17 protein-coding genes, 2 tRNA genes and 1 rRNA gene are annotated in these 20,741 nt (G+C 54.9%); 10 read left to right on the forward strand and 10 right to left on the reverse strand.

Annotated features, from left to right (window positions below; all coding sequences use genetic code 11):
- The first annotated feature begins 40 nt into the window (after positions 1-40).
- Complete coding sequence (locus tag U869_RS0119000; RefSeq protein ID WP_025119643.1) at positions 41-4,384, forward strand: amino acid adenylation domain-containing protein; 4,344 nt, start codon at positions 41-43, stop codon at positions 4,382-4,384.
- Between the two features lie 43 nt (positions 4,385-4,427).
- Here U869_RS0119000 and U869_RS0119005 read toward each other — a convergent pair whose 3' ends face one another.
- From U869_RS0119005 to dnaQ, 3 genes are all read right to left on the reverse strand, one after another.
- Positions 4,428-5,747, reverse strand: a complete 1,320-nt coding sequence (locus U869_RS0119005; RefSeq protein ID WP_025119644.1) for a condensation domain-containing protein — start codon at positions 5,745-5,747, stop codon at positions 4,428-4,430.
- Between the two features lie 307 nt (positions 5,748-6,054).
- Positions 6,055-6,131 (reverse strand) — tRNA-Asp (locus U869_RS0119010).
- Between the two features lie 215 nt (positions 6,132-6,346).
- The gene (dnaQ, locus tag U869_RS0119015) at positions 6,347-7,093 is read right to left on the reverse strand and encodes a DNA polymerase III subunit epsilon (RefSeq protein ID WP_025119645.1); all 747 of its coding nucleotides are present in this window, start codon (positions 7,091-7,093) and stop codon (positions 6,347-6,349) included.
- Positions 7,094-7,165: 72 nt separating this feature from the next.
- Here dnaQ and rnhA point away from each other — a divergent pair, with 72 nt between their 5' ends.
- Positions 7,166-7,633 carry a ribonuclease HI gene (gene rnhA, locus U869_RS0119020; RefSeq protein ID WP_021805638.1) on the forward strand — a complete coding sequence of 156 codons (468 nt, stop codon included), beginning with the start codon at positions 7,166-7,168 and terminating at the stop codon, positions 7,631-7,633.
- Here the strand turns inward: rnhA and U869_RS0119025 are convergent.
- A complete protein-coding gene (locus U869_RS0119025; protein WP_025119646.1) occupies positions 7,630-8,349 on the reverse strand; it encodes a class I SAM-dependent methyltransferase in 720 nt (239 codons plus the stop codon). The genes rnhA and U869_RS0119025 overlap by 4 nt on opposite strands.
- 43 nt (positions 8,350-8,392) lie before the next feature.
- On the opposite strand from U869_RS0119025, the gene gloB reads away from it, so the two are divergent.
- Complete coding sequence (gene gloB, locus U869_RS0119030; RefSeq protein WP_025119647.1) at positions 8,393-9,148, forward strand: hydroxyacylglutathione hydrolase; 756 nt, start codon at positions 8,393-8,395, stop codon at positions 9,146-9,148.
- A 71-nt stretch (positions 9,149-9,219) separates the two neighbouring features.
- Positions 9,220-10,593 (forward strand): murein transglycosylase D, encoded by a 1,374-nt coding sequence (gene mltD, locus U869_RS0119035; RefSeq protein ID WP_037408263.1) that lies wholly within the window; start codon positions 9,220-9,222, stop codon positions 10,591-10,593.
- Positions 10,594-10,648: 55 nt separating this feature from the next.
- Here the strand turns inward: mltD and U869_RS0119040 are convergent, their stop codons facing one another.
- Together U869_RS0119040 and U869_RS0119050 are read right to left on the reverse strand one after the other, a co-directional pair.
- A complete protein-coding gene (locus U869_RS0119040; protein WP_025119649.1) occupies positions 10,649-11,443 on the reverse strand; it encodes an endonuclease/exonuclease/phosphatase family protein in 795 nt (264 codons plus the stop codon).
- Between the two features lie 238 nt (positions 11,444-11,681).
- Positions 11,682-12,857 (reverse strand): MFS transporter, encoded by a 1,176-nt coding sequence (locus U869_RS0119050; RefSeq protein ID WP_025119650.1) that lies wholly within the window; start codon positions 12,855-12,857, stop codon positions 11,682-11,684.
- A gap of 103 nt (positions 12,858-12,960) precedes the next feature.
- Between U869_RS0119050 and yafC the strand changes: the two genes are divergently transcribed.
- A complete protein-coding gene (yafC, locus tag U869_RS0119055) occupies positions 12,961-13,851 on the forward strand; it encodes a DNA-binding transcriptional regulator YafC (protein WP_025119651.1) in 891 nt (296 codons plus the stop codon).
- On the opposite strand, the gene U869_RS0119060 is transcribed toward yafC, so the two are convergent.
- Positions 13,848-14,720 (reverse strand): hypothetical protein, encoded by an 873-nt coding sequence (locus U869_RS0119060; RefSeq protein WP_025119652.1) that lies wholly within the window; start codon positions 14,718-14,720, stop codon positions 13,848-13,850. The two genes, yafC and U869_RS0119060, sit on opposite strands and share 4 nt — an antisense overlap.
- 179 nt (positions 14,721-14,899) lie before the next feature.
- Between U869_RS0119060 and U869_RS0119065 the strand changes: the two genes are divergently transcribed.
- The 5 genes from U869_RS0119065 to U869_RS0119085 are packed head-to-tail and all read left to right on the forward strand — an operon-like array spanning position 14,900 to position 19,232.
- Positions 14,900-16,186 (forward strand): PTS sugar transporter subunit IIC, encoded by a 1,287-nt coding sequence (locus U869_RS0119065; RefSeq protein ID WP_025119653.1) that lies wholly within the window; start codon positions 14,900-14,902, stop codon positions 16,184-16,186.
- Between the two features lies 1 nt (position 16,187).
- The gene (locus U869_RS0119070; RefSeq protein WP_025119654.1) at positions 16,188-17,153 is read left to right on the forward strand and encodes a N(4)-(beta-N-acetylglucosaminyl)-L-asparaginase; all 966 of its coding nucleotides are present in this window, start codon (positions 16,188-16,190) and stop codon (positions 17,151-17,153) included.
- Positions 17,146-18,606, forward strand: a complete 1,461-nt coding sequence (locus U869_RS0119075) for a leucyl aminopeptidase family protein (protein WP_025119655.1) — start codon at positions 17,146-17,148, stop codon at positions 18,604-18,606. The genes U869_RS0119070 and U869_RS0119075 overlap by 8 nt, the downstream gene beginning before the upstream one ends.
- A gap of 1 nt (position 18,607) precedes the next feature.
- Positions 18,608-18,919, forward strand: a complete 312-nt coding sequence (locus tag U869_RS0119080; protein WP_025119656.1) for a PTS sugar transporter subunit IIB — start codon at positions 18,608-18,610, stop codon at positions 18,917-18,919.
- 1 nt (position 18,920) lies between these two features.
- A complete protein-coding gene (locus U869_RS0119085) occupies positions 18,921-19,232 on the forward strand; it encodes a PTS lactose/cellobiose transporter subunit IIA (protein ID WP_025119657.1) in 312 nt (103 codons plus the stop codon).
- A gap of 51 nt (positions 19,233-19,283) precedes the next feature.
- Here the strand turns inward: U869_RS0119085 and dkgB are convergent, their stop codons facing one another.
- The 3 genes from dkgB to rrf form a co-directional block, all read right to left on the reverse strand.
- The gene (dkgB, locus tag U869_RS0119090) at positions 19,284-20,087 is read right to left on the reverse strand and encodes a 2,5-didehydrogluconate reductase DkgB (protein ID WP_025119658.1); all 804 of its coding nucleotides are present in this window, start codon (positions 20,085-20,087) and stop codon (positions 19,284-19,286) included.
- A 381-nt stretch (positions 20,088-20,468) separates the two neighbouring features.
- Positions 20,469-20,545 (reverse strand) — tRNA-Asp (locus U869_RS0119095).
- Between the two features lie 94 nt (positions 20,546-20,639).
- A 5S ribosomal RNA gene (gene rrf, locus U869_RS0119100) occupies positions 20,640-20,741 on the reverse strand; the annotation flags it as partial.

A 20,741-nucleotide genomic window follows, 5' to 3' on the forward strand; every position in this document is an offset into this window, starting at 1 on the left:
ATTTATACGGCTTCCGTGGGCAATTCAGGAACGATATGCAATGAAATCATTGACTCCAATGCAGGCGGCTTCATGGGTAGGCAAGCAATCTCCGCAGGCATTAGGCGGCGTTGCCGCGCATTTGTACGCAGAATTCGATGGCGCGATCACCGACATCCCCCGCTTTCGTCACGCAGTGGACGCTCTCTATCATGCCAACCCAATGCTGCGTCTGCATGTCACCGCCGAAGGGCAACAGCATGTGGTTGCCCATCACCCGCCGCCGGACGTTGATGACTTTTGCCACCACTCACCAGCGGAAGTACAACGGTTGCTGGCTGACAAGCGGCGGCGGATGGAGAACCAACAGTTGCTGCGGGATAAAGGCTATCCCTGCGAAATCAGCCTGACGTTATTGCCCGGCCAGGCCAGCCGGCTGCATATCGATCTGGATATGATCGCTGCCGATGCCATCTCCTTTCGCATCGTGGTGGAAACTCTCGCCCGCTTCTACCAACAGCCACCGCCTTACTGCGCCCCAGTGATGGAGGTGGCCTGGTTTCGCTACCTGACTCAGCGCACCAGCGATCCTCTGCTGCTCAGCGCCAGAGAGCGGGATCGCACCTGGTGGCGGCAGCGTTTATCCGACATACCCCCTGCTCCCCCCTTAGCGGGTACGGACGGGCTATGTCAGACCCGCAGAATGGCAATCCCGCTGACACCTCAAACCAGCCATGCCTTGCAGAACTGCGCGCGCGAGCACCATCTGACGCTAAGCTCGCTGTTCCTCGCGTTGTTCACCCTGACAATGGTTGAAGGCTTCCAGCAGCCCGCGTTGCGTATCAATGTACCGACTTTTTTCCGTGATCCAGAGATAGCAGGCGCTGCTGACATCGTCGGTGATTTTTCCGATCTGTTATTATTCAGTGCCGATGTACACCCCAACCAAACGCTGCTGCATCATTGCCAGCGCACCATGGCGCAGTTGCACACAATCATCAGCCATGGCGGCTATTCCGGAGTGAGCGTGATGCGCGATCTTTCGCGTCTGCATGGCCAGTTGCAATATTCGCCCATCGTCTTTACCGCCGGGTTCGGCATTCCCGGAGGCGTATTGTTCTCTGAGCGGGTCGACAAACAGTTGGGTGAGTTGGGGTGGGTTATCTCTCAAGGGCCGCAGGTCGCGTTAGACGCGCAAGTGGCCTGGATTGGCGATCAAATACTGATCAACTGGGACGTCCGTGAAGACGCATTTCCCCCTGGCCAACTGCATCAGCTTTTTACACGCTTTCATGCGTTCGCCGAACGCTTGGCTGTCGTACCACAGCACCTTCATGACAACGTTTCCCACTGGTTGGCGGTGCCGCACCGGGCAGAGGGAATGGGGAAACCATTAACGGCGCTCCAAGTGGCCTATCTGCTGGGAAGAGGTGAACAATGGCCACTCGGTGGCGTTGCCATGCACGATTTCAGAACCTTTCGGGGGCACATCGATCCAGCGCATTTTCGCCGTCGGCTGGCAGAGTTAGTCAATCACTTCGCAGCGTTGCGCACCCGGATCGATACACAAACCCAGCGGCAGCACATCCTGCCTGATCTGGAACCTCATCTGGAAGAGATCGACCTGTGCGATGCCAGTGAAGAAGAGGCGGCGAAGCAAATACGTCAGCTACAACAGCATTACCAACAACTATGCCACGATCCGTCCTCGCCTCCCTGGCGGATCATTCTGATTACTTTACCCGGCGCAACGGAGTCCCTGATATTCACCAGCTTCGATGCACTGATCCTCGACGGGCAAGGGATCTCACATATTATCGCCCGACTATTTGATCGGCAGCCACTTAAGGCATATGCGCATGACCAAGCGCCACTGCGAGAAGATGAAAAACAGCGGGAACGGGCAAAAGCGTGGTGGCATGACAAACTGGCACAGGCCGTTACGCCTTCCCCGCTTCCCTGGCAGCAACCTTTGGGCGAGATCGTACATCCCCGCTGGCGGCGCGAACAACAAACCCTAGATGCCAGTCACCTGAAGCAACTCACGCGCCTTGGCACGTCCCAGGGATTGTTTGCCAACACGACGCTGTCAGCTATCGTGCTCGACACGCTGGCGCTGTGGTCGGAAGATGAGGCGCTCACAGTCGGCATACCTGTTGCCTTCCCGGCCAAAGAGGGGCAACCCGCCAATCGATCAACGTTTATTGCCATTCACTACAGCCGTCTTCGTCAGACATTTGACGACAGTGCCCAACGTTTGCAGGAAGATATTCTCGGCGGATTGCAAAACCTTGCCTGGTCGGGTGTCGATCTGGCTCGTCAGTTAACACCGCGAGCTGCACGTGCACCGGCGCTCTCGGTGATCCTGACCAACTGCCTGAACTGGGAAACATTACCAGCCAACGCACCAATCCGTGCCGAAGGTGGCCTGACCCAAACGCCGCAGGTCGCTCTGGATATTCGCCTGATGCATGATGAGCAGCGTAATCTGCTGCTGATTGCCGATTATGTTGAGCAGGCGCTGGCACCCGGGCAGGTCAGCGTTATGCTAAGTGCCATCCATCAACGCATGCTGCGTATGATCTCTCAAGGTTCGCTGGATGTTCCCGCCCGCGAGGCGATGAATTACCCGCATTACCGGGCTAATACGCCCATTGGCACCGCCGTGAGCGATGATTTTCTGGGCCGTATCGCAGAAAATCTCTATTCCGGGGCTCGCGATGGGGTGGCGGTGATCTGTGGGGAGCAACAATTACGCTGGCAGGCGCTGGGTGAACTCGTCGCCAGCATGGCCAACGGACTGCTCGCGCGTCAGTTGGGTGTGGAAAGCGTGGTAGCGATTTACCTGCCGCGTAGCCTGGAACATATCGCTATCTCGCTAGCCTGCGCGCTATTAGGGATAGTCCGGGTGCCGATAGATATCAATTCGCCAGCGGAACGGACGCGTTATTTACTGGAAAATTGTCAGCCACAGCTGGTGATAGGTGAGGAAGACGCTGCGCTCCCTGGCTCAGTTACGCCTGAAGCGCTGAAATCCACTGATGTCTGTCCACCTCGGTTTAACGCTCAGAGCGACAGCAATCAGCCCGCCTATTATCTCTATACCTCCGGCACCACGGGCAAGCCAAAGTGCGTCGTACTGAATAACCGGGCGACGGCCAACGTGCTTGGGCAAACCCTTGCGCACTGGCAGATTACCGAACGGGATGTCTTTATCTCAGTGACACCGTTGCACCATGATATGTCGGTCTTTGACGTGTTTGCCTCGCTCAGCGTTGGGGCAACGCTAGTGCTACCCGCCAAGTGCGAGGAGAAAGACGCCATCAGTTGGGGCCGCCTGGTTGAACAACACCGGGTCACGCTATGGTGTTCCGTGCCGGCGATCCTGGAAATGCTGCTGGATTGTGCGACTCCAAGCCAGCTCTCTTCGCTGCGGCTAGTGGCTCAGGGCGGTGATTACATTAAACCGGCAACGATCCAGCGCTTACGGGCAAGGCATCCTCATCTGCGGCTGATTTCACTCGGCGGCCCGACGGAAACAACCATCTGGAGTATCTGGCACGAGATCACTGCCAACGACGTGGCCCCCATTCCCTATGGCACACCGCTGGTGGGCAATCAGTATTTCATCTGCCATGACAGCGGTGAACACTGTCCTTGCGGCGTATCAGGGCGTATCCATACTGCCGGAGTTAATCTGGCCTGTGGCTATCTGGAAAATGGGGTCTTGGTGCAGCACGACTTTGTTAACATTATGACGCCAGAAGGCGTTAGCGAACGAACGTTCCGCAGCGGGGATATTGGCTATTACCGGCCAGATGGCGTCATCATGTTTGCCAACCGCATTAATGGCTATGTCAAGATTCGCGGCGTGCGGGTTTCACTGCCGGAAATCGAGGAGGCATTGCGCCAACATCCAGCCATTGACGATATTGTGGTGCTTGATTACGCGGTGGACGACACAGAAGATAAATCGCTGGGCGCAGTCTATTTATCCTGTGAGCAAACGCCGCTCAACGCGTCGGAGCTACGCAACTTTGCGCGGCGCTATTTGCCTGGAACTCACATCCCTGGCCGCTTCATACGGCAAACTCACTTCCCCCTCTCGGCGAATGGCAAAGTCGATCGCCATGCGCTGCGTAGCCAACTCGAGCAATCTCATTCAACAACGCCAACCCCCTTTACGGCACCACAGCAAAAAGTGCTGGAGATCTATAGCTCCGTGATGGGTCAGCCGTTACGGCCTGAATGGCATCAACAAACCGCGTTTCTCGCCATGGGTCTGAAATTCAGCCATCTGCCAACGCTGGCAGAGAAACTCAACTCGGCATTTAGCGTCTCGCTGTCAGTGGCAGCGTTGATAAAGTGCAAAAACGCCGCAGACGTTTGTGCGCTGCTGCAATAAATAGCCTATCTCCGCCAACAGTGAACACTATTGGCGGAAGACCCTATGGGTTTAGCAGCGGGTAAACCGGTTGCTGCCCTTCGTGCATCATCGCCCTGCGCAGGAAGTTGTCCAGATGGATGAACATCTCCTCAACGTCCTGCCCGGCATATATCTCCGGATCGGCATCAATATCGATGTGCAACTCACTGGCATCCGTGCGGCCACGCCAGGTAATGTTAAAACCATCCCCAGGGCCGCTTGCCATCACTTCGCGTTCGACTGCACAACCGGCAAACTGCGGAGGATCGAAGGGGAGCACATTGATTAACGGCGAGAAGAAATAGCGCGTCCCCTTCCCTAGTCCCTGATCGGTGGCCAAGGTTTCAATGCGATAGCGTCCGTGAGCCCGCAGGTCACGCAACGTTTTCGCGATGCGTTTGACATAGTCGGCCACCCGTTCCTGCGGTTCGATTTGAATAAAAAGCGGCAGAATATTCACCGCCAGCGCCGGCACACAGGCTGCGACCTTGCCCCGCCGATTCATCACTGGCACCCAGATGGGATGAACCTCTGCGCAATCCTCGCCATAAAGCTGAAACGTCAGCCAGGCCGCGGAAAGCGCCAGCAGCAAATCCGGCCAGCCGATGCCACAATATTCGGCGAAAGCGCTCAGTTGCTGGCTAAAATGGATCGGTAGCATCGCTTCACTGTGCAGGCACTCCGCACCGTAGTCCTCTCCTCCCTTTTGCAATACGGGCAGCGAAGGCCCATCAGTCACATACCGCCGCCAATACTCCGCGTCCTGCCGAGATTTTTCGCTATCGGCGTACTGCTGCTCTTCGGCCAGAAAAGCATAAAACGCGCCGAATGGCTGACTAGCGACTGTTTTTTGCCGCAGAGTGCGATAAAGCTCGGCGAGGCGATGTTCAATCAGCGCCATGCCAAAGCCATCAATAATGATGTGATGCGCCCGGATATAAACCGTGTAATGCCCGGGAGAAAAGCGGAACAGCCAAACGGCCGCCAGCGGTTGACTCAACAAGTTGAGCTGGCCCTCGATATCGGCCTGCATCATCAATGTGGCAACGTCAGCCTGCTGTAACTCAATCAGGCGTACTTGAGGACAGCGTTGGGGATTGCAGCGCTGTAGCGGTAAAGCCTCGCGATCGGGCAGTTGAAACTGGATGGCAAAAACATCGGTTTCAACCGTCACCTGTTGCAACGCCGCCAACAATGCCTGTTCATCCAATTCACCGCGTAGTGTAATACAGTGGGCAACGGTCGATACGGGTTGATGCGGGTGAAAGGTAAACTCTTCCCAGAAATCAAATTGCGCTGGCGTCAGTGGCATCCAGCGGAGTGACTGAACAGTTTCCAACATGTTCCATCCCTTTTCAGTTTTATCAGTGTGGTGACACAGCGACGTTGGTTCACCATCCGGTAAACGCCCAGCCTCGCTGCAGAAAACACCCGACATACTCAGCACTGAAATTGAAAAGAATAGTTTGCTCGATCTGACTGGATGAGTAGTCCATCCATTGGTTTAAATAATAATCATTATCATTGATGAATGAAATAGCTTTAATACGCTTTCAGCTAACGCTGACAATGGGGGAAAACCGAAGGGGGGAGGATGCTGCAGAAAAGACGAAGCCCTGAGTTATTGCTAACTCAGGGCTTCTGAATGTTGGCGGAACGGACGGGGCTCGAACCCGCGACCCCCTGCGTGACAGGCAGGTATTCTAACCAACTGAACTACCGCTCCGCAACGTTCCCTCTTGCGGGGGAACGAGCCGAATATTACGGTTGCCTCGCCGTTCCGTCAACGTCTTTTCTTATAAAAAGAGTCGTTTGCACAGTTTTTCAACGAACCTTAACTCGAGCGCAGCATGCGGCGCCCCGACGTAGTGCACACATAACCAGCCAACGACGCTGAACTGGCTCCCTCGCCCTTTGGGAGAGGGTTGGGGTGAGGGGACGTTATTCAGCCTCTGCACCACCACGCCACAGGCAACTGCCGCCCTTCTTGAGCACCAGATCCAGACGGGCTTCATGGGCCTGCAATTCTTCGTCACTGGCATAAATCACTTTCATCGCCGTCGCTGGGCGCTGGATGCGTTGAATATCCTGGGTGGAGTCCGTCTGCTGGGTGTCCCCTTCCATCTGGAAAGCCATCGAAGTCTGACCACCGGTCATCGCCAGATAGACTTCCGCCAGGATCTCGGCATCGAGCAAAGCGCCATGCAGCGTTCGCTTGGTGTTGTCTATCTCGTAACGGTTGCACAGGGCATCGAGGTTGTTACGCTTGCCCGGGAACAGGCGGCGCGCCATCAACAGGCTATCGGTGATGGTGCAGAACGTCTCCGTCTTCGGGATATCGCGCTGCAACATGCGGAATTCGTGATCCATAAAGCCGATATCGAACGACGCGTTATGGATGACTAACTCACCGCCACGGATAAAGTCGATAAATTCAGCGGCGATCTGATCGAAAGTGGGCTTGTCCGCCAGGAACTCATCGCTGATCCCGTGCACGCCATAAGCTTCCGGATCCACCAGCCGATCGGGCTTGACGTAAACGTGGAAGTGGCGCCCGGTCAGGCGGCGGTTGATCACCTCAACGGCCCCGATCTCAATGATGCGGTGCCCTTCGTAGTGAACCCCTAGCTTGTTCATACCGGTAGTTTCGGTATCGAGAACGATCTGTCTGGTTGGTGTAACGATCATATTGATGTGCTCGTAGCGCTGGTTTATGTCAGACTTGGCTTTTATAAAACTGATAGGAAGAGTCTACCAGAGATGCTTAAACAGGTAGAAATTTTCACCGACGGCTCTTGTCTCGGTAATCCAGGCCCCGGCGGTTACGGCGCAATTCTGCGCTATAAGCAGCACGAGAAATTGTTCAGCGCGGGTTATTACCTGACGACCAATAACCGTATGGAGCTGATGGCCGCAATTGTGGCCCTAGAAGCCCTGACCACCCCTTGCGAAGTGGTGCTGAGCACCGATAGCCAGTACGTGCGCCAGGGGATCACCAGTTGGATCCATAACTGGAAAAAGCGCGGCTGGAAAACCGCCGATAAAAAACCGGTGAAGAACGTCGATCTCTGGCAGCGTCTGGATCTGGCAATTGCCCGCCACACCATCCGCTGGGAGTGGGTCAAAGGCCATGCTGGACACCCGGAAAACGAACGCTGCGACGTGCTGGCTCGCGATGCGGCGGGCAGCCCAACTCAGGATGACGTTGGCTACAAACCCGAAGCTTAAGGCAGTTTACGATAGCTCTTGGTCGCGCCTACTGCGCGGCCGAGAGACTGTTTCCTCGCCCCCATTTTCATCGGCGTTGGCGTCAGTGGCAGGGTTCTCTTACGGGCCACAATCACGCTCATACAGCCAAGCGCCGGTAAATGCGTACTCAAGAAAGTGCCCCCCTTACGCTGCCAGGGCAACACGTGGAAACGCGTCTGCTCCAACACTTCATAATTAAGCAGGCTGAGCCAATCCAACAGGCGCATCTGGGTAAACATCCGGCTGACGTAAGGCTGGCGTTTGCGCAACAGGGGGATCAGCTTGCCTAAGCCAAGCAGGCTGAAGGGATTGAAGCTGCTGATCACCAGCCAACCATCATCGATCATCACGCGATCGACCTCACGCAACATGCGGTGCGGGTCATCGGCGTAGGAGAGCGTATGGGCCAGCAGGCAAGCATCGACGGATTTGGCGGCAAAAGGCAACTGATAGGGATCGGCCAGCACATGCAGGTTTTCCCCGGCCAATCCCACGTTAACCTGATGCGAGATAGCACAGATTTCCGTATCCAGCTCGGCACTGAGATTGCCAATCTTCAGCAGATGGAAACCAAACATCTTGGACCACCAGGGCTGCAACTGTTGCTCCAGCGCGTCACGATAGTATTCCCCCCACGGCAACCCGGCCCAGGAATAAGGGCTGGTGAGCTTTTGTAGAGTCTGGGCTGGTTTCATGCTTAAGTGTCTCTTTCAAACCGTTGCCTACGAGAGGTGTTCCATGAATCTTATCAGCATTCCCGCTTTTCAGGACAATTACATTTGGTTATTGGCTGACCAGCAAGGGCGCTGCGTGATCGTCGATCCTGGCGAAGCTGGCCCGGTACTGAAGGCGCTGTCCCAGCAACAACTCACGCCCGATGCCATATTATTGACCCATCACCACCACGACCATGTCGGCGGCGTGGCGGCAATCGTTGCGCAATATCCGGATCTGCCGGTTTACGGACCGGAAGAAACCGCCAATAAGGGGGCAAATCGGCTGGTTCACGATGGCGATATTCTCGAAATTGGTGGACGCCGCTACACCACCATCGCGGTTCCCGGGCATACCCTGGGTCACGTGGCATTCTACAGTGAGCCTTATCTTTTCTGTGGAGATACGCTTTTTTCTGCGGGCTGCGGGCGGCTGTTTGAAGGAACTGCGGAGCAAATGTACCACTCATTTCAACGGCTCGCGCAACTTCCCGATGAAACCCTGATTTGTTGCGCACACGAATACACGCTCTCAAATCTTAAGTTTGCCAGGACAATATTGCCGCAAGATCGCCAAATTGAAACATATCAGCAACAAATAGAGCAATCAAGGGCAAAAGGAGTGTCTAGCCTGCCCACAACGCTGCATTTAGAGCGTAAAATTAATCTATTTTTACGTTGCCATGACACTGATTTACAAAAAGAATTAGGCTTTAATTCACCACCAAAGCAGCTTCATTCAGTTTTTTCCGAATTACGCCTGCGCAAGGATGCCTTCTAAGCTTTTAGTTGTGTTTTTTGATTAAGCAAAGTATCCTTGCTCGTCTTTTAAGCAACTATATTGACACACACATGAAGGCTAAAGCGATACTTCTCGCCTCGGTCTTGTTGGTGGGTTGCCAGTCATCCAGGCAGGATGCACCGGCACCAACGCAGCATGCACAGAGTCTGTCTTCGGCAGGTCAAGAAAGTGAAGCAGGAGAGTACACAGCGAGTTCGGCACGGTGGCTAGACAGTAACAGTAGCGCCACTCAGCAGAACCTGTGGAACTTCATTAGCGACGAGCTGAAGATGGAGGTTCCGGAAAACGACCGGATCCGTGAACAAAAAAGAAAATATTTAAAAAGTAAGAGCTATCTCCACGATGTAACACTACGGGCAGAGCCGTACATGTACTGGATAGTCGGGCAGATTAAGAAACGCAATATGCCGATGGAACTGGTACTGCTACCCATAGTGGAGAGCGCTTTTGACCCTCACGCCACGTCAAGTGCCAATGCCGCAGGGCTATGGCAGATCGTGCCGCAAACGGGTCGCAATTATGGTTTGAAAAACAATCAGTGGTATGACGGGCGCCGTGATGTTGTGGCCTCGACAACCGCTGCGCTTAACATGATGGAGCGTTTGAACCGCATGTTTGACGGTGACTGGTTACTGACCATCGCCGCGTATAACAGTGGTGAAGGCCGAGTCATGCAGGCGGTTAAGGCGAATAAACGTCAGGGTAAGTCCACCGAGTTCTGGGCATTGTCGCTTCCGCGTGAAACGTCAATCTATGTCCCGAAAATGCTGGCACTGAGCGATATCATCAAGCACAGCAAAAAGTACGGCGTCAAGTTGCCAAAAACTGACGAAACCCGTGCACTGGCGCGTATTGATGTCGGGCAGCAGATCCAGTTGACTCAGGCGGCAGAGATGTCTGGGCTTTCACTCACCAAGATGAAAGCTTACAACCCTGGCTACAAGAAAGGCGTTACGGCACCTAATGGGCCCCATTACATCATGGTTCCCAAGAAGAATGCCGCACAGTTGAAAGACTCGTTGGCCGACGGACAGATAGCTGCGACATTACCAACGACCCAGTTGGCGAAGAACAGCGGCCTGTCAGGCGGAAGTGCGTATAAGGTTCGCTCCGGCGATACGTTATCCACCATCGCCAAACGCTTGAACGTTAAGACCAGCGATTTGCAGAGTTGGAACAATTTGCGTGGCAAGAGCACGCTGAAAGTTGGGCAAACCCTGCAAGTGGCCAGCAATGCCAGAGATAACAGCAGCATCACCTATCAGGTACGTAAAGGTGATTCGCTCTCCAGTATTGCACGTCGTCACGGCGTCGAAATTAACGACGTGATGCGTTGGAACTCAACGCTCGGCAAAGGCAGCAGTCTGCAACCCGGTGTGAAACTTACCCTGTTTGTCAGCAACAAATCGTCGCCGGAAACCTAAGCATTCGCCACAAAAAAAGCATCCCTCGGGATGCTTTTTTATTGCCCAGATTTCGCTACCAGACCGGCTTATCGGTTTGCGGATGGAACTCTACCAGCAGCGGATTATGATCCGAGGCCTGAGTCACCAGTACCGATGCCTCGGTGACGCCCAGGTTGCGGTAAAAGATAAAGTCCAGCGGGCGACCGAAGGCTTTGCGGCGATGATCGTTGGCGAAGTTCACTTCGTGCAACGCCATGTCGCTGGCAAACTGATACAGCGCATTGATGCGCTTGCGGCTCCAGGCGTTAAAATCCCCCGCCATGATCACCGGCCCCCGATGCAGGGCGATCTGCTCGCCAATCGGGTCGAGCTGTTTACTGTAAACATCGACCCCCAGGCTAAAGTTCACCGCGTGGATATTCACCACCATCAACAGCTCGCCGTTGAACAGCGGGTAAACGGTGATCAACGCCGACTTAGCCAAACGCAGCAGCGGCTCCCGCTCACGCAACGGGCAGCAATACACCGGATGCGCGGCCGACAGCGTCATCACACCGGAGGGATGTTGCGGCAACACAAAGGCAGGCACCTGATCGGCGGCCAGATAGTTAGAGGTGGCAAAACTGACCAATTCCGGCGTGGTCTGCGCTTCTTGCAACAGCACCAACTGGGCATCTTTGCCGAAGTCTTTCAACACCGACAGCCAATCGGCACGCTGCTGCTTGAAAATATTCCATACCATCACCCGCAGCGCACCGGACGTAGGCAACGCGGCCCCGGGCGGCAGCGGCTGATTGATAGCACCAGGGAAAATCCGTTCAACTGGCTGGCCAGCAACATACCTCATTGCATAAGTTCGTTTCGGCACGTTATTCGCCTATTTCCCATTTGGATGAACATCAAGTTGGCAGCAACATCGCTACCGGGATTGAATTGAGTATACGCCTGAGCTGCGCGACCAGCATGGCTTTTGACATTATGTTATAGGGGCGAGGTGGGTTGAATTCAATTGATCAAGCGTATAGGTCTGTAAAGGTTAGCGCTAAAAAGTGATAAATGCGAAAAGGCCCGCAGATGCGGGCCACGAACAAGAGGGCTAGAGGAGCTTAAGCAAACTGCCGTTGGTATTGTTTATCCAAACGACCGCTAAGACCAATCAACAACAGCGCTCCCACCACAATCAGCGCACCAATCCATGGCGTTTGTGCCAGCCCCAGCGAGGCGACGGTCTGCCCGCCAACCACCGAACCCAACGCAATCCCTACGTTGAACGCCGCGATATTCAGGCCAGAAGCCACGTCTACCGCATTCGGCGTGTACTGCTCGGCCTTCTGCACCACATAAACCTGCAAACCAGGGACGTTACCAAAGGCAAATACTCCCATCACGACCACCGTCAGCAGCGCGGCAACGCTGTGGCTGGCAGTAAACTGAAACACCAGCAACAAGGCGGCTAATGCGGCAAAGATAAAGCTCAGCGCCCGCACCGCACCATGACGATCGGCCAGTTTGCCCCCCCAGATATTACCAATGGCAACCGCAATGCCGTAGGCCAGCAAGATCCAACTGACCGCCGGGGCTGAGAAGCCAGCCAGTTCCTGCATCATAGGAGCCAGGAAGGTAAAGGTGGTGAACACGCCGCCGTAGCCAAGCGCGGTAACGGCGTAAATCAGCAGCAGACGTGGGTGAGTCAGCACTTGCAGCTGATCGCGGATGCTGGCGCTGGCCTGATTTTTGATGTCGTTCGGGATCAGGATCAGGCTGGCAATAATCGCTATCATGCCAATCAATGACACCGCCAGGAAGGTCTCACGCCAACCAAAGTGCTGGCCGATAAAGGTACCTAACGGTACGCCGGTCACCAGTGCAACGGTCAAGCCACCAAACATGATGGCGATAGCTGAAGCCGCCTTCTCTTTAGGTACCAGGCTGGTCGCAATGGTAGATCCCACCGAGAAAAACACCCCATGCGCCAGGCCAGTCAGTAAACGAGCGACCACCAGCGATTCATAGCTCGGTGACTGCCAGGCCAGCAGGTTGCCAAGGGTGAACAACACCATCAGGCCTACCAGCAACATCTTGCGCGGCACGCGGCCGGTCAACGCGGTCAAGACCGGCGCACCAATCGCCACCCCAATGGCATAGAGGGTCACCAGTAGTCCTGCAGATGGCACGGTGACGTTCAACTGCTCTGCGATGGTCGGGATCAGTCCGACAATCACAAACTCCGTGGTGCCGATGGCAAAGGCACTGATGGTCAAGGCAAGTAAAGCGAGTGGCATAGCTAACTCCAAAAACGTTCGGGTTGATGGCGCTGATTATCTGCCTATGCTTAAATGATAAAAATGCTCAAAATTTCAAATAAATTTTGCTGATGGAGCAACAATGAAGGCGAATTCGGATGAACTGATCACCTTTGTCACGGTGGTGGAAAGCGGTAGCTTCAGCCGCGCAGCGGAACGCCTGGAACAGGCAAACTCGGTGGTCAGCCGCACGGTGAAAAAGCTGGAGAGTAAATTGGGAGTCACGCTGCTCAATCGCACCACCCGCCAGATCAGCCTCACGCAGGAGGGGGAGAGCTATTTCCGCCAGGTGCAGAAAGTCCTGAGCGATATGGCTGCGGCGGAAAACGCGCTGATGGAAAGCCGCTTGCAACCCCGAGGTCTGTTACGCATCGATGCCGCAACGCCGGTCGTGTTACACGTGCTGACTCCCTTGGTGGGCGAGTTTCGTGCTCGCTACCCGGAAATGTCGCTCTCACTGGTTTCCTCAGAAACCTTTATCAACCTGATCGAGCGTAAGGTCGATATCGCCATCCGCGTGGGGGAACTGACAGACTCAAGTTTGAAGGCGCGTAAACTGATGACCAGCTATCGAAAAATAGTGACGTCACCGGCCTATCTGAAGCAGTTCGGTACCCCGCAAACCGTGGAGGAGTTGACGCATCACTGCTGCATCGGCTTCAACGATCTGCCCAACCTGAACCGCTGGCCATTAGCCTGCGCCGACGGCCGGCAGTTGGAGATCACGCCAGGGCTGACCACCAACAGCGGAGAAACCCAGCGCCACCTGTGTCTGCATGGTAACGGCATCGCCTGCCTGTCGAACTTTATGATCGATGAAGACATCCAGCGCGGAGATTTAGTCCCGATCCTGGTCGAGGAAACGCTGCCGGTAGCCGTGCCGGTCAATGCGGTGTATTACAGCGATAGCGCCGTGAGCAACCGCCTGCGCAGCTTTATCGATTTTCTCAGCGAGAATCTGGCCCCCCGCTAGTCTTGACGATGCAGCAACCAGAATGCCGCTGGCGTCAGGTCACCCAGTTTCTTCTGCGGCCACTGTTGGTTGTAGTGAGTGCAGATTGCTTGCAGCACGGCATCCAGCGAGAGGTGTTCCGCCGCCGGGAGTACCTGCATCAGTTCGCTTTCAAGCCGCAGCACCCGCTCCATTTGCGGGTGCTCGGGCTGTTGCAACGTCAGCCCTTGCTCCTGACACCATAGCTGTAACGGATGTGTCTGAGATTCACTGTTGCCGAACAGCTTTTTATTTTCAGTCTCAATAGATTGGATACCACCAGGGCAGTGCGATAACAGTTCCTTCAGCCAGTTAACCACCAGCACCGGCGAAGCGCCCGCAAAGGCTCGCGCGCTCAACCAACCGCTGACCTTTTCCTCAGCCCACAATAAGTGTTGCTCACCGCCATCTGCGGCCAATAGGCTAATTCTTTGATAATAAAGGGCGAGAGTCCCAGGCCGTGCACCGGCTTTCAACGCCTTCTTCCCTCGCAGCGCTCTGCCCTCATCCTCACTACGCTGGCCAACGCCACGCAGATAGCGATCCAACCCCGCACGAGAGATTGGCTGCTGCATGCCCTGATTCACCACCACCAGCAACTCATCCAGCGGCAACTGCAATTTTTGTCTCAGCCAGTTGATCAGCAGGCTCTGCTCATCCGTCAGCACCTTGCGGGTCGTTTTGGGCACCGTATGACGATCGGCAACGTCCTGCCGCTGCCGCCAGCGACGCACCGTCGCCACGGAAATGCCCAGTTCTTGCGCCAATTCACGATCGCTTTTGGCCGATTGCTGGATATAACGCCGTACCCGCGGGGTCGTGGTCGCATTGGCATGCAGCTTGATTTCCATCTTTAACTCCACACTGAAACGGATGCTTTATCATAACTAATCTTGTGAGATATTTTATAAATTCGCCTCACACTGTGAACTGATTCACCTTTCTTTAAAATCCATTGACTGATAATCCCAATCAATAAATCGCCACCCTTACCTGTTTTTCTCCAATCAGCCTACCTACGGGGTTTAGCATGAACAACGTTCTGGGATTTCTTGAAGCCAAGCTGATGCCACTGGCGGCCAAGGCCGCACAACAGCGGCATTTGTGTGCCATCCGCGGTGCCTACGTTTCCTTTATGCCGTTCATTATTGTCGGCTCGATCCTGCTGGTGATTTCGTCATTCCCCAATCAGGGTTACCAGCAGTTTATGGCGGGCCTGTTTGGCGCCAGTTGGAGCAATATCATCGAGATCCCGTTTAACGCGGTGTTCTCCACCATGTCGCTGTTCGTCAGTTTCCTGACAGCTTATCGCCTGGCGGAACATTATGACGAGGATCGCGTCTCCAGCGGCATTCTGTCACTGGTATGTTTCCTGATCTTGACGCCGTTTATCAAAGTGGAAGCTCTGGGTAACGTCAGCGTGATCCCGACCGAATGGATCGGCAGCAAAGGGCTGTTTGTCGCCATGATTGGCTCACTGCTGTGGACCGAACTGTTCTGCTACCTCAAGCGCCGCAAGCTGATCATCAAAATGCCAGAAGGTGTGCCACCAGCGGTACAGGAATCCTTCGCCGCCCTGCTGCCTGCACTGTTCGTGATTATTCTGGTGCTGGTGATCCGTATTCTGTTCGAGCACACCAGCTACCAAACTATTCACCAGTTTATTTATAACGTGGTCGCTACGCCAGTACGTCACTTTGGCACCTCTTATATCGGTGCACTGCTGACGGTATTGAGTATCACCATTCTCTGGTCGGTCGGCATCAACTCCGGTTCGATGGTTAACGGCATCATTCGCCCGCTGTGGATGGAAAACCAGACCGACAACATCGCCGCTATCCAGGCCGGGGTCACGCCACCGCACATCGTTACCGAACAGTTCTTCGATATGATCTGGATGGGCGGTGCCGGGGCAACTCTGTCGTTGGTGATCGCCATCCTGTTCTTCGCCCGTAGCAACAGCATCCGCGAAGTGGGCCGTATGGGAGCAGCGGCTTCAATCTTCAACATTAATGAACCCATCCTGTTTGGCCTGCCGGTGATCATGAACCCCATTATGTTGATCCCCTTCAACCTGGTACCGGTGGTGCTGGTGACCGTGCAATACGTAGCGATGAAGCTGGGAGCGGTAGCCGTCACCACCGGGGTATTTATCCCCTGGACGCTACCGCCAGTGATCAGCGGATTTATCGTGACCGGCCATTTGAGTGGCAGCCTGATGCAGATCGTCAACCTGCTGATCGGTGCCATGCTGTATCTGCCTTTCCTGCGCATTCTGGATAAACAGTATCGCGCAGCCGAAACATCAGGAGTTTGATATGTGGGGAATGATTGCAACCTGGCGTATGGCGCTGGAAGGTGTCACGCAGGCCAGTAGCACGCTGAAAGCCGGAGCTAGTGCCGCACAAAGCGTGGTCAGCGCGGTTGCTGAAGTGGAGGACTTTCCGTTTTATAAATCCGTCGGCTTCGGCGGTCTGCCGACCGAAAACGGTGAGGTAGAACTGGATGCCGCCTTTATGGATGGCGATACGTTGGCTTTCGGCGCCGTTGGCAACCTGGTGGATATCGCCAACCCGGTGAAAGTTGCCCAGGCACTGAGCCGCGAGCGCTTCAACAGCGTGCTGGTAGGAACTGGCGCGCGCGAATGGGCTCTTAGCCAGGGCTTTGCCAATAAGACCATGCTGACCGAACGCGCGACCCAGCACTATCGTAAACGCTGCCGTGAAACCATCGACAAGGGCCTTAGCCCCTATGATGGACACGATACCGTCGGCATTATCGGCCTCGATCTGCATGGCTCAATGAGCGTAGCCACCTCGACCAGCGGGCTGTTTATGAAACGCCGTGGCCGCCTGGGGGATTCACCGGTGATCGGCTCCGGCTTTTACTGTGACAGCCAGATCGGTGCCGCCACCGCCACTGGCGTGGGTGAAGACCTGATGAAAGGCTGCACCAGCTATGAAATCGTGCGCCGCATGCAACAGGGTATGACCCCACAGCAAGCCGCTGATTCGGTCGTGTTTGAATTGGAAGATCGGTTGATCGCCCGCTTTGGCAGGGTGGGCGATCTCTCGGTGGTTTGCATGAATCGGCAAGGAGAGTTTGGCGTTTCTACCAATATCAAAACCTTCTCATTTGTGGTCGCCAGCGCTATCCAGCCACCGACGGTATATCTGGCAGAACGCCGTGCCGAGCATACCCACTACATCCCAGCCAGCGAGCAATGGCTAACCGACTATGCCGAGCGCATTCGCGCGCCGATTGAGGAGATCCATTTTGATTAATTACCGGCTTCAGAGTGAAATATCCACATGGGATGTCAGCAACCATGTGATCAGCTACCCTGGCAGCACGTTGCAATTGCCCTGTAATCCTACCCTGCTACAGGAACTGCAAACCACCGCTCAGCAGCAAACTGCCGACTGTGCCTACGGCTGCGCTCCGGCAGGTCGTGTCACGCTGTTGCCAAAAACGTTCTGGCTTGATGAGCACACCAGCAAACTGATCACCGCACTGCGCCCCCTACTACGCAGCGGTAACAGTACGCAGTTGATCGTCGACTTGACGTTGTTTGATCACGGCAGCCTACCGGTGCTGAACCCTCTGCTACATTTCCTGTTCAACCTGGATTATCAACTGAGCGATCTCGGCCTGAAACAGGCACAGGAGATCCCTGCGCCACGTATTCAGGAATGGGTGTTCTATTGTCAGCCGCAGCAGCTAACAACGCTTGAACCGCTTCTGTCGCAAGCGGCAGCCACAGCCATGGGAATGAAGGCGGCGCGGCGCATTGCCGACCTGCCAAGCGATCGTTGCGCCCCGGCGTTTTTCGCCAGCGAGATTGCCCGGCAGATTGCACACTATCCTAGCCTGAGTTGTGAAGTGTTGGATGAACAGCAGATCGCAGAACAAGGCCTGGGTTTGTTACAGGCTGTCGGTAAAGGTGCCGATAATCCGCCGCGTCTGGTGGTGATACGCTATCAGGGAAGCGATAGCGGCCCCTACAGCGCCTACGTAGGCAAAGGCATCACCTTTGATACCGGCGGCTTATGGTTAAAGGGCGGCGATGGCATGTACACCATGAAATATGACATGTGTGGTGCTGCTAATGTCTTTGGCCTGATGCTGGCTGTCGCAGAACTCAAACTACCTGTACGTCTGGTCGGCGTGCTGGCACTGGCGGAAAATATGATTGGCCCGGCAGCAATGCGCCCTGGAGATGTCGCAACCAGCTACAGTGGCCTGACCGTCGAAATCAACAACACCGATGCCGAGGGGCGACTGGTGTTGGCCGATGGCATCGCTTACGCCAGCAGGTTGACTCATAACGATCAATTACCGGAATACGTGATCGATCTGGCCACGCTCACCGGTGCGGTGGTCAAAGCCTTGGGTTACGATCTTAGCGGCCTGATGACCGAGGATGAGAACCTGCGTCACGCGCTTACCCAGGCAGGCCTGCACAGTGGCGATCCTCTGTGGTCTTTGCCGTTAGGTCCACGCTTCGGCAAGCAGGTAGAAAGCACTATTGCCGACCTGTGCAACACGCCTACCAACAATGCGGCGATCAGCACTTCTGCCGCCTATTTCCTAAGCCGTTTCAGCCCGGCGGATATCCCCTGGGCACACCTTGATATCAGTGGCACCGCACTATGGCGCGAAAATGGCCGTAGCGTCGCTTCTGGCCGACCGATCCCGCTTTTAATCCAGCACTTGCTGGAACGCCTGGAGAAATAATATGAAAAAGATCCTGTTAGTGTGCGATTTAGGTATGTCCACCAGTCTGATGGTGAAGAAGATGCAGGAAGCAGCCAAGGCGCGCGGTATTGACGCCGAGATCTGTGCCAAGTCGATCCGTGAATACAAAACGGCAGTGGCAGAATTCGACGTCGCGCTGCTGGGGCCACAGATCCGTTATAAGTTGGCCGAATGCGAGAAGATTGCCCACGAGCACAACAAGAAAGTCGCCTGCATCGATATGATGGCCTACGGCACTATGAAGGGTGACAAGGTATTGGATCAGGCGTTAGCGCTGATTGAGGAAGCCTGAAATGGATCTGGAAAACGAAGTGATGGAGCTGATTGCCAATGCGGGTTACGCCCGCAGTCTGGTATTTCAGGCCATGCGTTGTGCACGCGAAGACGAAGATTTCGTACAGGCCGAACAGTATATGCAACAAGCGCAGGAGGCACTCTCTGGCGCTCATCACGTGCAAACCAAACTGATCGAAATGGACGAAGGCAGCGGTAAGATCCCGGTCCACCTGGTGATGGTCCATGCACAGGATCATCTGATGAACGCGATTATGCTGATGGAAATGGGCCGCGAGATTATCGCCCTACACCAAAAGTTCGCTCGTTAGCATGAGCTCGGCCGTCTGTGGCCTCAGAACCACAGACGGCAAAATCAACTATCAATCCCAGTTTGGTGCCAGACCTTCCGGGCTAACCAGGCGACCATTGCATTCCAAAGCGGCAATCTCGGCCATTTCTTCGTCAGACAACGTCAGTTGTTGAGCCAGCAGGTTACTTGCCAGGTTTTCACGCTTGGTAGAGGACGGGATCACCGCATAACCCAGTTGCATCGCCCAAGCCAGGATCACCTGAGCCGGGGTCGCGTTACGGCGCTGCGCGATGCTTTTGATAACCTCATCCTGCAATGCTTTGCCATAAGCCAATGTCATATAAGAGGTGATGGCAATACCATGTTGTTTAGCAAATTCAACCACCTGACGGTTTTGCAGATACGGCGAGAGCTCGATCTGGATAGTCGCGATCGCATCGGCACCCACGGCGTCGATAGCGCGCTGCATCAACTCGGTGGTGAAGTTGGAAATACCAATCTGGCGTGTCAGCCCCAGTTCTTTTGCCTTGACCAGTTCGGCCATAGACTCGGCAACCGAGACTTCATCGTTCGGTGACGGCCAGTGGATCAAGGTCAGATCAACATAGCCGGTTTGCAGCTTTTCCAGGCTTGCTTGCAGGCTTGGGATCAGTTGGTCTTTGCCCAGATTGGCGCTCCAGATCTTGGTAGTGATGAATAACTCTTCACGCTTAACGCCACTGGCTGCGATAGCTTGGCCAACAGCCGCTTCATTCTCATAGATTTGTGCGGTGTCGATGGCACGGTAACCCAGTTCCAGAGCGGTGCTCACTGAATCGATCACCACTTGGTCTTGCAGACGGAAGGTACCTAAGCCAAATGCAGGGATGCTCATAATTATGTTCTCTTGGTTTGTTTACGAAACGGTATGCAGAGATTATGGCAGCAGTTTTGTTGATCAAAAACGCCCTATTGTGCATAAGACTTTTGATTATCAGGCAACAGTAGGGTTCAATCCCCTCACCCCAACCCTCTCCCAAAGGGCGAGGGAGCTGTTCTGCGTCGTTGGCAGCTAATGTGGCACTGCGTAGGGGCGCCGCATGCTGCGCCCATGTTAAGGTCAGATGCGGGAGTAAAATTGTGGCGCATTCGGCACCCTCTCCTGGGGGAGAGGGTTAGGGTGAGGGCTATCACTCAACTCAAATTGGCCCGCATTCAGCGCGAATTTTGCATATGAAAAAGCCCTGAGTCAGAGACTCAGGGCTTATCAATTAAGTGGCGGAACGGACGGGGCTCGAACCCGCGACCCCCTGCGTGACAGGCAGGTATTCTAACCAACTGAACTACCGCTCCACCGATTCTTTTACGTCGCATCTTGCGATGCGGGCAAAACCACCTTGGTGATTTTGCACATTACCAGATGTCATACTGATAACGTTTAATTGATGCCTGGCAGTGTCCTACTCTCGCATGGGGAGACCCCACACTACCATCGGCGCTACGGCGTTTCACTTCTGAGTTCGGCATGGGGTCAGGTGGGACCACCGCG

The sequence above is a fragment of the Serratia sp. H1w genome (assembly GCF_000633355.1).
Lineage (GTDB): Bacteria > Pseudomonadota > Gammaproteobacteria > Enterobacterales > Enterobacteriaceae > Chania.